Here is a 13,986-nt window from a genome sequence, read left to right as displayed (position 1 = left end):
ACTCAGGATAAAACAATGAACAACAACTCAATTTTTCAAAGAATTTTACGCCATATATTTTTATGCTGCGCAAGCATATCAATTACCGCCGTGGCAGCTCCCGTTATTTCAGTTCCAGCGGCATTAGATCAGCGCGTAGTTCACACTGCACAATCCGCAACTACAGCGCAACGATCACCCTTTGCAAACATCGTAACAATTCGTCGTCAATTACCGATGATCACTGCTATTCCAATAACACCAATCATTCCGCCATTATCACAAGAAGGAATTGCAACGCCAACATTAATCGGCGAAAGTATTGATCTTTCTAAACTCAGTGGCGCTGATGCAATACGCCATTTTGTGCGTTTTTCTGCGCCTTATGGTGGTACGTTATTGGGATTAAGAATTGATTCGCCAGAAGCAAAAGGCATCCGTCTTGGATTGCAAATTAAAGAATTACCTGCAACGGTACAACTTGCATTTTTTACCGCTGAAAGTACAAATCCTGTCGCACCGCCAAGTATTGGAAGCGAGATTAATCAACTCTTAGATGCGAATCGTGTTGCGGGTGATCTTTCTGCTGAAGGTCAAACGTATTGGAGTCCAGTAATTGCCGGTGAAACTGCGGTTTTCTTAATTTATATTCCCAATGGAATTGACGTTGATGATGTGCAGTTAAGCATTCCTAAACTCAGTCATTTATTTCAAGACCCATTGTCTGCGCAATCTGCCAGTTATTGCAATCTTGATGTCAACTGTTATGCCGATTGGAAAGATGAAGCTGGCGGCGTTGCTAAAATGATTTATACCGATCATGGTTATTCTTACAGATGCACCGGCAGCTTATTAAATGATAGCGATAATACCACGCAAATTCCTTATTTTTTAAGTGCAAATCACTGTATTTCAACGCAAACTGCGGCATCAACACTTGAGACAGAATGGTTTTATCAATCATCCAGTTGTAATGGTAAAACCCGTGATTCTCGCTATACGCGATTAACTGGTGGTGCACAGCTTCTTTATCAAAGCGATGCTACTGATACTTCATTTATGAAGTTGAATAAACAACCACCTTCTGGCGTGTTATATTTCGGTTGGACAACCGCGATTCCAGCAGTTAATGACAATGTTATTGGTATTCATCATCCTGATGGTGATTTGAAAAAAATTAGTTTCGGTAAAATTGATGCTTATCAAGATTGTCATGCCAGTAGTGCAGACTACTTTTCGTGCTATTCGGCATCAAGCAGCACGGGTGACTATCTTGATATTGATTGGTCAAGCGGCACAACAGAAGCCGGAAGCAGTGGATCAGCACTATTGAATAATAATAGCCAAGTGCTTGGTACGCTTTGGGGTGGTAATGATTCCTGCTATAACACCACTGGTACGTCAACTTATGGTCGTTTTGATGTCGCTTATAATGCTGGGTTGAAACAATGGTTAAGTGCAAGTGACACATCAAATATAACAACACCAATGACGCCATTACTTACTATTCCATCTGTGCCAACCAGTATTTCTGCCAGCGATGGAACAAAAACAGATCGAGTACAAATTACTTGGAATGTTTCAACAAATGCCAGCAGTTATGAGATTTGGCGCAGTACGTTTAACAATACAGTTTTGGCCACTAAAATCGGAACCTCAACGACTACAACTTATGACGATGTGAGTGCTGTCGCTGGCACAACCTATTATTATTGGGTTAAGGCGGTTAATGCAGCAGGAACCAGTGGTTTTAGCGCATTCAATAGCGGTTATTGCACTATTAGTACAGCATTAAGTACGATTTCTGCATTAACAGTGAATGGCATGATGTCCAGTGGACAAATTGTGACAGCCGGTGGTGCGAATTGGTATCAATTCGTGGTAAAAACAGCAAACTATTACGTGCTTGAAACTTGGTCTGGAACACTTTCAGATAATTATATGGAGCTTTATGGGCCAAACAGTCAAACACTTATTTTGGAAGAAGACGACGATGATGGTTTAGGCAATATGGCGAAAATCACCCGGTGGCTGACGCCCGGAACCTATTATGTAAAAATTCGCGCTTATTCGGCGTTAAAAACTGGCAGTTATTTTATTATGATACGGCGCAGTTATTGGTAAACTGCGCTGCAATTCAAAAACCGCATGGCGACTTATTAAATCGCTTTGCGGTTTTTAATGCGTAGTTTGTTTAACAACCTTGATCTTCAGTTCGCAGTTCAACCGCATTTTTAATGAATGCGTCAGCACGATACAAACCAACCAATGTTTTACTATCGGTAATGGTTCCGTCATTGCACCATGCCAGCGCCTGATCCAGTGGTAGCCAAGTAATTTCAATTACTTCGCCGTGTTCATGTGCGGTTGGTAAATGCGCGAGGTCACGCGCTAACCACAGATGAATGACCTCGGTAAAAATGCCCGGCGAACTATGAATAAAACTCAAACTAATCCATTCGCTGGCGCTTAATCCTGCTTCTTCTGCTAATTCACGCTGCGCTGTATTTGCCGCTGATTCTCCTGCATCAATACGCCCTGCTGGCAGTTCCCATAACCAACCTTGGCTGGCATGACGAAATTGGCGCAATAGACAAACATGATTGCGTTCATCAATGGCAACTGCCGCTGCACCACCAGGGTGATGAATAATTTCTAATTCAACTTGATCGCCATTAGGCAATTCTACTGTTTCCAAAGTTAATTCAATGACGCGCCCTTGATGAATAGGTTCGCATTTGAGTAATTGACCGTTATTCACTGCATGATCCTCATTAAAATTGCGCCTGCGCACAGGCGTAGAACAAATACGGTCATCCGACCGTAACCAGATGTCAATAAGATAGACCCAAAGTCATTTTATAACCGCTGCGCCGAGATGTAGCGTTTTGCTTTCTTTAAGGATTCATAGCTATGGTAACTATTCTTGTCGTTGATGATGAACCGGATATCCGCGAAGTGATGCGGTTTGCGTTGGAAAATGCGCAATTTCGGGTCATTGAGGCTGGTCATGCCGATGATGCCCGCAAGATATTAGCGAGCGAGAGTTTGGATTTAATTTTGTTGGATTGGATGCTGCCGGGGCGTTCGGGTTTGGAATTGGCGGCGCAGTTGAAACAGAATCCAAAAACGCGGGCGGTGCCGATCATTATGATTAGTGCGCGTGGTGAAGAAGAAGATCGCGTGCGCGGATTAGAAACGGGAGCTGATGATTATATTGCGAAACCCTTTTCACCCCGTGAAATGGTGGCGCGAGTGAAAGCGGTATTGCGACGCACCCAACCCGATGATGCTAATGATGAAATTGATATTGGCGGACTGTGTATTGATCACATCAGTCATCGGGTGCGGGCAAACGGTAATGTATTGGATATTGCGCCGACCGAATACCGTTTGCTCCATTTTTTTATGACGCATCTCGATCGTGCATTTAGTCGCTCGCAATTGCTTGATCAGGTGTGGGGCGATCAAGTGTATGTCGAAGAGCGCACGGTTGATGTGCATATTCGGCGGCTGCGCAAGGCATTAGAAGTGACGGGGCACGACCGTTTACTGCAAACGGTGCGCGGTGTGGGTTATCGTTTTTCAGATAAGAATTAACTGTATTGGTTGCAATTTCTCCCACAATTAAAATGTCGATGCTCCGCTCTGTGCTCGTCGAATTGACTATTTTGCTGCTGCCAATAGGGATTAGCGGTGGACTGTGGCTATTGGGTGTTGAATTCACATGGATTTATTTGCTGGCGCTGCAACCGTATGTGTTATGGCAATTTTACCATCTCATGCGGCTGGCGCTGCTGATTCGGCGTCAGCACCGATTGATTCCACCCTTTCCGCCCGGACTCTGGGGCGACATTTATCGCAGCATCGCCCGTTATCAACAGCGCGGACGCAAGAGCCGCAAACGCCAAATTCGTTTTTCACGGCGCTTTCGAGAAGCGGCTAATGCCGTGCCCGATGCGCTGGTGATTCTGAATAAACAACTGCGTATCGAATGGGCGAATCCGGCAGCAGCGCGTTTAATGAACATTCATTGGCCGGAGGATGACGGACAGCGATTTACTGAAATTCTCACTCATTCTGATTTAGCGGAATTTGTGGAGGCTGGCGAATACATGCGTCCACTGGATATTGCGCCGCTGCATAACCGTACACTGATGTTATCGTTGAGAATTACGCCATTTGGTGAACGCAAAAAACAGCGGCTGGTGGTCGGACGTGACATTACCAAGATTTATCATCTCAATATGATTCGCCGCGATTTTGTTGCCAACGCCTCGCACGAATTACGCACGCCATTAACGGTAATTGCTGGGTTTTTAGAGCCGCTATTAGATGCGCCAACGACACCAGCAAATCATCGGCGACCATTGACGCTGATGTTGCATCAGACAGAGCGAATGCGTTCAATTATTGAAGATTTATTAACGCTATCACGGCTGGAAATGCACGAGCAGCAAGATGAACAATTACCAGTGGAAGTGCCGGATGAATTGCATTTAATTGTGCAGGAAGCGCAAGCATTAAGTGGCGGTCAACATCAATTTGAAATGCGCGTGAATGACGATTTGCTGTTGCTGGGTAATCAACCGGAATTGCGCAGTGCTTTTTCTAATTTAATTTTTAATGCAGTGCGGCATACGCCAGCAGGCACACGTATTCAGATTGAATGGCGCAATACAGCGGACGGCGTGTTATTTGCGGTGGAAGATTCAGGACCAGGCATTGCGCCGGAACATCTGCCGCGTTTGACCGAGCGGTTTTATCGTGTTGATTGTGCGCGGTCGCGGGAATCAGGCGGAACTGGATTGGGATTAGCTATCGTGAAACACGTACTCAATCGCCATGATGCGCAGCTTTCAATTGTCAGTGAAGTTGGAAATGGGGTGCGTTTTTCCTGTCTATTTCCAATTCAACGTGGGCTGGCGCGTGAAGTCAGCGAGATGATTTGAGCAAAAAAAAGTCACACCGCAATAGCGATGTGACTGGAATAGTGTAAACGCAAAAGATGCGTGTTATTTCGCTGCGCGTGATTCTTGAAATGCCTCATTGACCCGATCCCGCAGTTCTTTTCCGGGCTTGAAATGCGGAGCATTTTTGCCGGTTAAAGACACTGACTCGCCGGTTTTGGGATTGCGTCCAACGCGAGGTGGACGGTAATGCAGCGAAAAACTGCCAAAGCCACGAATCTCGATGCGTTCCCCAGAGGATAGCGCAGCGGTCATGCGTTCAATAATTTTGCGCACCGCCACCTCGACATCCTTAGAAGAAAGTTGGTCTTGTTCGGCGGCGAGAATGTCGATCAGCTCCGATTTGGTCATGGTGTCGCGTCCTAGAATAAAGCTCGCGGGACGCGACATCGCGCCCCGCATTTACATCAACACGGTGGGTTTAATTCCCCCGCTGTCCCTCTTCCATCTGTTCTCTGAGAATGTCGCCAAGGCTCGTGCCGCTGGAAGCGTCACGCGAATAACCCTTGATCGCCGATTGCTCTTCTTCCATGTCCTTCGCTTTCATTGATAACGAAAGGGTGCGGTTTTTGCGATCCACGCCGAGGAACTTGGCTTCGATTTCCTCACCAACCTTGAGCACTGCGCGAGCATCTTCGATGCGGTCGCGGTTGATTTCGGAAGCGCGAAGATAACCTTCCACGCCATCTGCCAGCGTGATGGTCGCGCCCTTCGCGTCTACATCGGCAACGACCCCAGTGACGACGCTGCCTTTTTCGTGCATGGCGACAAAACTGGAGAACGGATCGCGGTCGAGTTGCTTGACACCCAGCGAAATCCGCTCACGTTCTGGGTCAACCGACAGCACGACGGTTTCCAACTCATCGCCCTTTTTGTAGCGACGCAGCGCCTGTTCGCCAGTTTCATCCCACGAAATGTCAGACAGATGCACCAAACCGTCGATGCCGCCATCCAAGCCGATGAAGATGCCGAAATCAGTGATGGATTTGATTTTGCCGGAAACGTGATCGCCCTTTTTATGGGTGACTGCGAATTCATCCCACGGATTCAACGCGCACTGCTTGATGCCGAGCGAGATGCGGCGACGCTCTTCGTCGATGTCCAGCACCATCACTTCCACGTTGTCGCCGAGCGAGACAATCTTGCTGGGATGGATGTTTTTATTCGTCCAATCCATTTCGGAAACGTGCACCAAACCTTCCACGCCCTCTTCGATTTCCACGAAGCAGCCGTAATCAGCGATGTTCGTGACCTTGCCGAAAACGCGGGTGCTTTCAGGATAGCGACGCGAAATGTTGACCCACGGGTCTTCGCCCATCTGCTTCAGACCCAGCGAGACGCGCTGACGGTCGCGGTCGAATTTCAGCACCTTGACGCTGATTTCGTCGCCGATTTCCACCACTTCGGACGGATGCTTGACGCGCCGCCATGCCATGTCGGTGATATGCAGCAAGCCGTCGATGCCGCCCATGTCGAGGAACGCACCGTAATCGGTCAAATTCTTGACGACAGCCTTGACTTCCATGCCTTCTTCGAGGTTTTTCAGCAGGCTATCACGCTCGGCGCTGTATTCCTCTTCTACAACGGCGCGGCGCGAAACCACGACATTGTTGCGCTTGCGGTCAAGTTTGATGACCTTGAATTCCTGCTCCTTGCCTTCGAGGTAGGCGGTATCGCGCACGGGGCGGACATCGACCAATGAACCCGGCAGGAAGGCACGGACTGCGCCCAGCTCAACGGTGAAACCACCCTTGACCTTGCCGTTAATCATGCCCTTCACGGTCTCGGCGTTTTCAAAGGCCTTTTCTAAGAAATCCCACGACGCGAAGCGTTTTGCCTTCTCGCGGGACAGACGGGTAATCCCGAAGCCATCTTCCACTGCGTCAAGCGCCACGGCGACTTCATCGCCGACCGCGACTTCGAGCACACCTTCGGGGCTGAGGAACTGACTGCGTGGCACCACGCCTTCGGACTTGAGTCCGGCGTTAATCACGACATTGTCCGCCGTGATCTCAATGACCGTCCCGATGAGGATGGAGCCCGGCTGCAGCTGGGTTGTGTTGAGACTCTGTTCAAAAAGTTCGGCAAAGCTTTCGGTCATGGGATGCAAGTATCCTGAGAACGGCGCGCCATTCCGCCCTAATCCAGGGCGAGGGGTATGAATGAAATGAAAAGGCCGATGCAACTCAGCACCGACCTGTCGGTTAAATCTGTCTCGCTAATCTTGACAGATCACAAGACCAAATCCGGGAAGACACGCCTCACCTCTTCCAAGACTCGGTCGAACACTGCTGCAATCGACAAGGTGGTCGAGTCCACAATCACCGCATCCGCTGCCGCGCACAGAGGCGCAACAGCACGGTTACGATCGCGGTCATCACGTTCACGAATGTCTGCAATCAGTTCAAAAAGGTTAGCACTCAAACCCTTTTCTATCAACTGTTTATAGCGTCGATTCGCCCGCACTTCGGCGCTGGCATCCAAAAAAATCTTCAGTGCGGCATCGGGAAATACCACCGTTCCCAGATCGCGCCCATCGGCAATCAACCCCGGCAATTGGGCGCACTGGCGTTGCCAATCCAACAATGCGTCGCGCACTGGCGGATGTGCCGCCACCTGCGATGCCGCCATGCCGACCGCCTCGGTGCGGATCGCGTCAGTCACCTCTGCGCCAGCGAGAAATATCCGCCCGGCGTCAAATTGCAGCGCCAGCGCTTCTGCCAACTTCGTCAATTCCGCTGCATCATCAAATGACACTTGCTGTTGCAGCGCCGCCAATCCCAGCACCCGATACAACGCGCCGCTATCCAACAAATGCCAACCCAGCCGTTCCGCCAGCAATGCGGCAATCGTGCCCTTGCCCGTGCCCGCTGGTCCGTCAATGACGATGACCGGAATCACACCCGTTGCTCCACGATATTTAATCCGCTGTTCGCAGCGAGCGTGGCAAAACCGGGAAATGAAGTTTCGACGTTGGCGCAATCGTGAATTTCAATGATGCCGCTGGCGCGTAAACCTGCCATCGCAAACGCCATTGCCACGCGATGATCGCCGTGCGCATCAATTGCGCCCGTTGCGGCAGTGGAGCCGAGTTGACCACCGATGATACGAATTCCGTCTGGGCGTGGTTCGGCATCAATTCCCAACTGCGCCAGCCCATTCGCCATGACCGCGATTCGGTCACTCTCTTTCACCCGCAATTCTGCTGCGCCGGTCAGAATGGTTTCGCCTTCAGCGCAGGCGGCCGCGATAAAAATGGCAGGGAATTCATCAATCGCCAGCGGCACTTGATCGACGGGAATTTGAATGCCTTTCAAGGGCGCATAACAGACGCGAATATCCGCCACGGGTTCACCGCCGACGGTGCGCCGATCAATCAGTTCGATGTCTGCGCCCATCGCTCGCAAAATGTTGACGATGCCGACGCGAGTTGGATTGATGCCGACTTCTTCCAGTAACACGTCAGAACCCGGCGCAATGCTCGCGCCGACCATGAAAAACGCTGCGGATGAAATATCTGCCGGAATGGTCAACCGACAACCGCTCAATCTCCCGCCGCCAGTCAGACACACGCGCAGCCCTTGCCGCCGGATCGAATAACCAAAAGTGGTCAACATGCGCTCGGTGTGATCGCGGGTGCGGGCTGGCTCAGTGACGCAGGTTTCGCCGTTGGCATATAAACCTGCCAGCAACACGCTTGATTTCACCTGCGCACTGGCGACCGGCAGCGCGTAATCCACGCCTTTTAGCTGCGCGGTTGGCGTGATCACCAGCGGCGCAGTGCCATCAGCAGTGGTCGCAATCTGTGCGCCCATCAGCGCCAGCGGTTCGGTCACGCGCCGCATCGGTCGCCGTGACAACGAGACGTCACCAGTCAACGTCACCGGAAAAGTTTGACCAGCAAATAATCCCGCCAACAGCCGCATCGACGTGCCGGAATTGCCGAGATCAAGTGCCTCGGCTGGCGCTTGCAGCCCGCGCATTCCCACGCCGCGCACCCGCACCAGACCGCCATCAGGACCGTCAATGTTCACGCCCAGCTGCCGAAACACTGCCAGCGTCGCCAGTGCGTCGGCGCCTTCAAGAAAACCACTGATGCGCGTTTCGCCCTCGGCAATGGCGGCCAACATGATGGCGCGATGGGAAATCGACTTATCGCCGGGCACACGCCAGCGTCCAGTCAAGGCACCGCCGGGCGTCATTTGATACTGAAGATTTGTAGCTGTAGTCAAAATCTCTCCACCCGCATTCGGCAATTGAAAAGAGAAAACCGATGATTCTAGTCTTGGCAACGGGTTAATCACAACCGTTAACGAATATAAAAATTATAGTGCTTAAAGATTTGAAATTTGGCGTTGTCAATTCGAGAATTAAAGGATTATCCTTACTGGAATTGGCGATTTTGTCAGTCGTCGTGTGTGCTCGAAAAACTACATCATTTTGACACACTAAAATCAGGTGTGAATATCGCATTTCAGGCAGCTTTACTATACTGATGTTGATTGATGTTTAGCGGCAGCAATCGCCGCTAAAGGGATTTTTTCACCCATTAAATTTCGTCAATAGAAGACTAAAACATGTCAGAAATCAGTCGCGTCGCCCTGTTCGGCAAACTTAATCGGCTTGGTTATAAAGCCATTGAAAGCGCCACGGTATTTTGCAAGTTGCGCGGCAATCCTTATGTCGAGCTGGTGCATTGGATTCATCAAATTCTGCAAGTGCCGGATTCGGATTTACATCGCATTATTAAGCAATTTAATCTTGAACCGTCGCGGTTGGCAAAAGACATCACCGAGGCGTTGGATCGTCTGCCGCGTGGTTCCACGTCAATTTCCGATCTGTCGGCGCATGTTGAGGAAACGGTCGAACGCGGCTGGGTTTACGGCTCGCTGATGTTCAAAGAATCGCAGGTGCGCACCGGTTATCTGGTGCTTGGTATTTTGAAAACGCCCGGCTTGCGGAATACCTTGCCAGCGATTTCTAAAGAATTCGATAAAATTAAACTCGAAACGTTATGTGAACGTTTTGGTGAAATCGTCGGCGGTTCACCAGAAGAAACGATGACGGCGCAGGATGGTTCGCAAATCGGCGGCGCCGCGCCCGGTGAAACCAGCGGCGCGATTGCGCCTGCGTCAATGGGTAAACAGGAGGCGCTGCAACGCTTCACCGTTGATTTAACTGAACAAGCCCGCAGCGGCAAGCTCGATCCCATCGTCGGGCGCGACGCCGAAATCCGCCAGATCGTCGATATTTTGATGCGCCGTCGCCAGAACAATCCGATTTTGACCGGCGAGGCGGGCGTGGGCAAAACCGCCGTCGTGGAGGGTTTTGCGCACAAAATCGTTGCTGGCGATGTGCCGCCGCCGCTCAAAGACGTGACGCTGCGCACCTTGGATGTCGGGCTGCTGCAAGCGGGCGCGAGCATGAAAGGCGAATTTGAGCAGCGGCTGCGCTCGGTGATTGAGGAAGTCCAAGCGTCGCAAAAACCGATCATTCTCTTTATAGATGAGGCACATACGCTGGTCGGCGCGGGTGGCGCAGCGGGCACGGGCGATGCAGCGAATTTGTTGAAACCGGCGCTGGCGCGGGGCACGTTGCGCACGGTCGCGGCGACGACGTGGGCGGAATATAAAAAGCACATTGAAAAAGACCCAGCACTGACGCGGCGTTTTCAGGTGGTGCAGGTTGAGGAACCGAGCGAAGACAAGGCGATTTTGATGATGCGCGGCGTGGCGACGACGATGGAGCAGCATCATCGCGTGCAGGTGCTGGATGAGGCGCTGGAGGCGGCAGTGCGGCTGTCACATCGCTACATTCCGGCGCGACAATTGCCTGATAAATCAGTGAGTTTGCTGGATACCGCCTGCGCTCGTGTTGCGATCAGCCAACACGCCGTCCCGCCGGAAGTGGACGATTGCCGCAAACGGATTGCGGCGCTGGAGAATGAATTGGCGATCATTCGCCGCGAGACGGTGGTCGGGATTGACACTGCCGAGCGGGAGACGGTGGCGACGGAAAAATTCACGACAGAACAAGCACATCTAGCGGACATTGAAACGCGCTGGGAACAGGAAAAGGCGCTGGTGACGCAGATTTTGGCGCTGCGAGCGCGACTGCGCGGCGTTGCTGGCACAGTGGACACGCCAGCCGCTGCGGACACGACGACACCAGAATTAACTGCGGATGACCGCGCTGCATTATTGAGTGAACTCAAAGGGTTACAAGCGCAACTGCACGCGCTGCAAGGCGATCATCCGCTGATTTTGCCGACCGTCGATCATCAGGCCGTCGCTGCCGTCGTCGAAAGCTGGACGGGAATTCCGGTGGGGCGGATGGTGAAGAATGAAGTGGAATCGATTTTGAAATTAGCCGATACGTTGGAACAGCGCATTATTGGACAACGTCATGCGCTCGATATGATTGCGCGGCGTATTCAAACCTCTCGCGCTAAATTGGATAATCCAAATAAACCGATTGGCGTTTTTATGTTGGCGGGAACTTCTGGCGTTGGTAAAACGGAAACGGCGCTGGCGCTGGCAGAAGTGTTATATGGCGGTGAACAAAATATCATCACCATCAATATGAGTGAATATCAAGAAGCGCATACGGTTTCGACCTTAAAAGGTGCGCCACCCGGCTATGTCGGTTATGGCGAAGGTGGCGTTTTAACCGAAGCAGTGCGGCGGCGTCCGTATTCAGTCGTTTTATTGGATGAAGTCGAAAAAGCACATCCAGATGTGCATGAGATTTTCTTTCAGGTGTTTGATAAAGGCTGGATGGAAGACGGCGAAGGGCGGGTGATTGATTTCAAAAACACGCTGATTTTATTGACCACCAATGCCGGAACCGAATTGATTAGCCGCTTGTGTGCCGATCCTGAATTGATGCCAGAACCGGAAGATATTGCGAAGGCGCTGCGTGAACCGTTGTTAAAAGTATTTCCGCCAGCATTATTGGGTCGTTTAGTAACGATTCCGTATTATCCGCTGAATGACGAAATGATTGGCGCGATTGCGCGATTGCAGTTGGGACGGATTGCGCGGCGAGTGCAAGACAATCATAAAGTGCCGTTTACTTATGATGATGAGGTGATTAAACTCATTGCATCACGCTGTACGGAATTGGAGAGCGGCGGGCGGATGATTGATGCCATTCTCACTAATACGGTGTTGCCGAAAATCAGCGAGGAATTTTTAACGCGGATGATGGAAGGCAAGCCGATTGAACGGGTGCATGTGAGCGTGATTGCGGGTGAATTTGGCTATGGGTTTGAGTAATTTTTGAGTACACTAAGTTAATATAGTAATTCCAACACAAAATGATTTTATAAGCATGGAGTAAAAAACAAATAACTTATTCTGTTGATTTTTGTTGTCGAGCATTAGAACTAAAAGAAAAGTTGGCAGTGCTCAAACCAACAGGAAAAAATTGATTTTTATCTTTCTTTTACAAAGCACTAAGAAAACTTAGCCCTATTGATCGGGGCACTACCAAATTTTGTACTTTAATTCTTAGGAGATTATGATGATTCCGACGCCAGCAAATTTGATTACGCTTATTGGAAAAGCAATCTCGCTTGATAGTAGGCTTGGTGCTAGAGCACCGAACAACTCAGACGGTGTAATTGTTAAAGAGTATGGGTTTTTAATTGTCTTGGAAGAAGAAAAAGTCACGCTTAAACGTGAAGACGGAGTAGATAATAACGGTCTCTGGGTTCCCTACGCGGAAAGTCAGGCAGTAGTAGGATATGCCAGCGGTCAACAAACTTGGGTTGCTTCGGGACCATTTAGCGGATGTGAGTTTGCAGTAGGTAAAGGAGGAGGACGGGTGTTTGGAGCACATATTGCGCGACAATCTGGTTCTACAGCTCAAGAGGATTATAAAAAGTATCGCTCTGATAACGGTCTACAAGAGTGGTATTGGAACAAGATTCCTATGCCTGAATTGCAAGGTATGGCTTGTTCGTATGTATTCGTCATTTTTGGCGGTGGCGGAATTACCTCTATGGCTCGCGTAGACGTTGCTGTGACTAGTATGGGAGGTGGGAATGGAAAAATTATGTCTGTTAAGACATTTAAGTCCTGAAGTTTAATTGAGCAAGTTTATAGTAGCTTGCAAAACTGACGATAGATTAGGAACAGCAGTGAGAACCCTATTTATTCGCTGAATCTTAATTCCGAAATACTCCACGAATTGCTTGACTGAATGAATAGAAAACGCCCCGCATTAACGGGGCGTTTTTGTTGCAATGTAAATCCGCAAATCAAACAGAAAACTCATCAATGTCGAAAAATGATAAACGTATTGCTGGATTGCTTGCCAACCCAAAAGCTGTGCGTTTTGAAGATGCTTGTCTGATTGCTGAAGCACTTGGTTTTCAATGGAAAGGTGGTAAGGGTTCTCATCGAACTTATGGATATGTAAATGAACCTGTTTTACTCAATTTTCAAGACCGTGACGGATACATTAAGCCCTATCAGGCGCATCAACTTATTGCTATGGTAAATAAGTATGGATAACAGTCTTAAATATCTGGTTCAAATTTTTTGGAGCGATGAAGACCAAGGATTTATTGCTACTGCTCCTGATTTGCCGGGCTGTTCTGCCTTTGGTGATACTCAACAAGAGGCAGCTAAGGAAATGGAGCAAGCAATGGAATCTTGGTTAGCAGCTTGTAAAAAAATGGGGCGACCTTATCCCGAAGCGCAAACAAAGCCACAGCAAATTGCTGCCTAAAACCAGCGCCAATCTAGCGAATCACGAAAACTATTAATACTCCAGTGTTGATCATTGGTTTAGATGTCAGCAGAAAATAGGCGTTTTCTATTGCGTAAAAGATTGATACACATTTCGGAGCATGGCTGTCTCCATAGCATCGAGCACAAAAAAAGCGGCTATCGAATGAACGATAACCGCTTGATTTGTTTGGTGCGCCCTGCGCGACTCGAACGCGCGACCACCTAATTAAAAGTCAGATGCTCTACCGACTGAGCTAAGGGCGCTAAAGACCGACTATTGTAATCACCTGAGAATTTTA

General features: G+C 49.6%; 12 protein-coding genes and 1 tRNA gene. 7 read left to right on the top strand and 6 right to left on the bottom strand.

The window, feature by feature from the left end; translation table 11 throughout:
• Nucleotides 1–90 precede the first annotated feature (90 nt).
• Nucleotides 91–2,103, top strand: coding sequence for a trypsin-like peptidase domain-containing protein (locus tag CXB77_RS09905; protein ID WP_172452624.1), 2,013 nt, complete (start codon nucleotides 91–93; stop codon nucleotides 2,101–2,103).
• Nucleotides 2,104–2,173: 70 nt separating this feature from the next.
• Here the strand turns inward: CXB77_RS09905 and CXB77_RS09900 are convergent, their stop codons facing one another.
• A complete protein-coding gene (locus CXB77_RS09900; protein WP_105074031.1) occupies nucleotides 2,174–2,740 on the bottom strand; it encodes an NUDIX domain-containing protein in 567 nt (188 codons plus the stop codon).
• 152 nt (nucleotides 2,741–2,892) lie between these two features.
• On the opposite strand from CXB77_RS09900, the gene phoB reads away from it, so the two are divergent.
• Both phoB and phoR read left to right on the top strand, forming a co-directional pair.
• Entirely contained in the window at nucleotides 2,893–3,579 is a 687-nt protein-coding gene (gene phoB / locus CXB77_RS09895; protein ID WP_105073754.1) for a phosphate regulon transcriptional regulator PhoB, read from the top strand.
• Between the two features lie 38 nt (nucleotides 3,580–3,617).
• Nucleotides 3,618–4,931: a phosphate regulon sensor histidine kinase PhoR gene (phoR, locus tag CXB77_RS09890; protein ID WP_105074030.1), complete on the top strand. Its 1,314-nt coding sequence runs from the start codon at nucleotides 3,618–3,620 to the stop codon at nucleotides 4,929–4,931.
• A 63-nt stretch (nucleotides 4,932–4,994) separates the two neighbouring features.
• Here phoR and CXB77_RS09885 read toward each other — a convergent pair whose 3' ends face one another.
• The 4 genes from CXB77_RS09885 to aroA all read right to left on the bottom strand — a co-directional run bounded on the left by CXB77_RS09885 (nucleotide 4,995) and on the right by aroA (nucleotide 9,151).
• Entirely contained in the window at nucleotides 4,995–5,300 is a 306-nt protein-coding gene (locus tag CXB77_RS09885) for an integration host factor subunit beta (RefSeq protein WP_105073753.1), read from the bottom strand.
• A gap of 70 nt (nucleotides 5,301–5,370) precedes the next feature.
• Entirely contained in the window at nucleotides 5,371–7,050 is a 1,680-nt protein-coding gene (rpsA, locus tag CXB77_RS09880; RefSeq protein ID WP_105073752.1) for a 30S ribosomal protein S1, read from the bottom strand.
• 131 nt (nucleotides 7,051–7,181) lie between these two features.
• Nucleotides 7,182–7,850 carry a (d)CMP kinase gene (cmk, locus tag CXB77_RS09875; RefSeq protein ID WP_105073751.1) on the bottom strand — a complete coding sequence of 223 codons (669 nt, stop codon included), beginning with the start codon at nucleotides 7,848–7,850 and terminating at the stop codon, nucleotides 7,182–7,184.
• Entirely contained in the window at nucleotides 7,847–9,151 is a 1,305-nt protein-coding gene (gene aroA / locus CXB77_RS09870) for a 3-phosphoshikimate 1-carboxyvinyltransferase (RefSeq protein WP_105074029.1), read from the bottom strand. Before aroA ends, cmk begins: the two co-directional genes overlap by 4 nt.
• 375 nt (nucleotides 9,152–9,526) lie before the next feature.
• Here aroA and tssH point away from each other — a divergent pair, with 375 nt between their 5' ends.
• From tssH to CXB77_RS09850, 4 genes are all read left to right on the top strand, one after another.
• Entirely contained in the window at nucleotides 9,527–12,226 is a 2,700-nt protein-coding gene (tssH, locus tag CXB77_RS09865) for a type VI secretion system ATPase TssH (protein WP_105073750.1), read from the top strand.
• A gap of 247 nt (nucleotides 12,227–12,473) precedes the next feature.
• On the top strand, nucleotides 12,474–13,034 hold the full coding sequence (locus CXB77_RS09860) for a hypothetical protein (protein WP_105074028.1): 561 nt from the start codon (nucleotides 12,474–12,476) through the stop codon (nucleotides 13,032–13,034).
• A gap of 197 nt (nucleotides 13,035–13,231) precedes the next feature.
• Nucleotides 13,232–13,468 carry a hypothetical protein gene (locus CXB77_RS09855; protein ID WP_105073749.1) on the top strand — a complete coding sequence of 79 codons (237 nt, stop codon included), beginning with the start codon at nucleotides 13,232–13,234 and terminating at the stop codon, nucleotides 13,466–13,468.
• Nucleotides 13,461–13,685 carry a type II toxin-antitoxin system HicB family antitoxin gene (locus CXB77_RS09850; RefSeq protein WP_105073748.1) on the top strand — a complete coding sequence of 75 codons (225 nt, stop codon included), beginning with the start codon at nucleotides 13,461–13,463 and terminating at the stop codon, nucleotides 13,683–13,685. The genes CXB77_RS09855 and CXB77_RS09850 overlap by 8 nt, the downstream gene beginning before the upstream one ends.
• A 190-nt stretch (nucleotides 13,686–13,875) precedes the next feature.
• Here CXB77_RS09850 and CXB77_RS09845 read toward each other — a convergent pair.
• Nucleotides 13,876–13,951, bottom strand: a tRNA-Lys gene (locus CXB77_RS09845).
• Nucleotides 13,952–13,986 lie beyond the last annotated feature (35 nt).

It is taken from the genome of Chromatium okenii (genome assembly GCF_002958735.1).
GTDB lineage: Bacteria > Pseudomonadota > Gammaproteobacteria > Chromatiales > Chromatiaceae > Chromatium > Chromatium okenii_A.
Note: the sequence above shows the minus strand (reverse complement) of the source record. Positions and strands in the feature narration are given on the sequence as shown.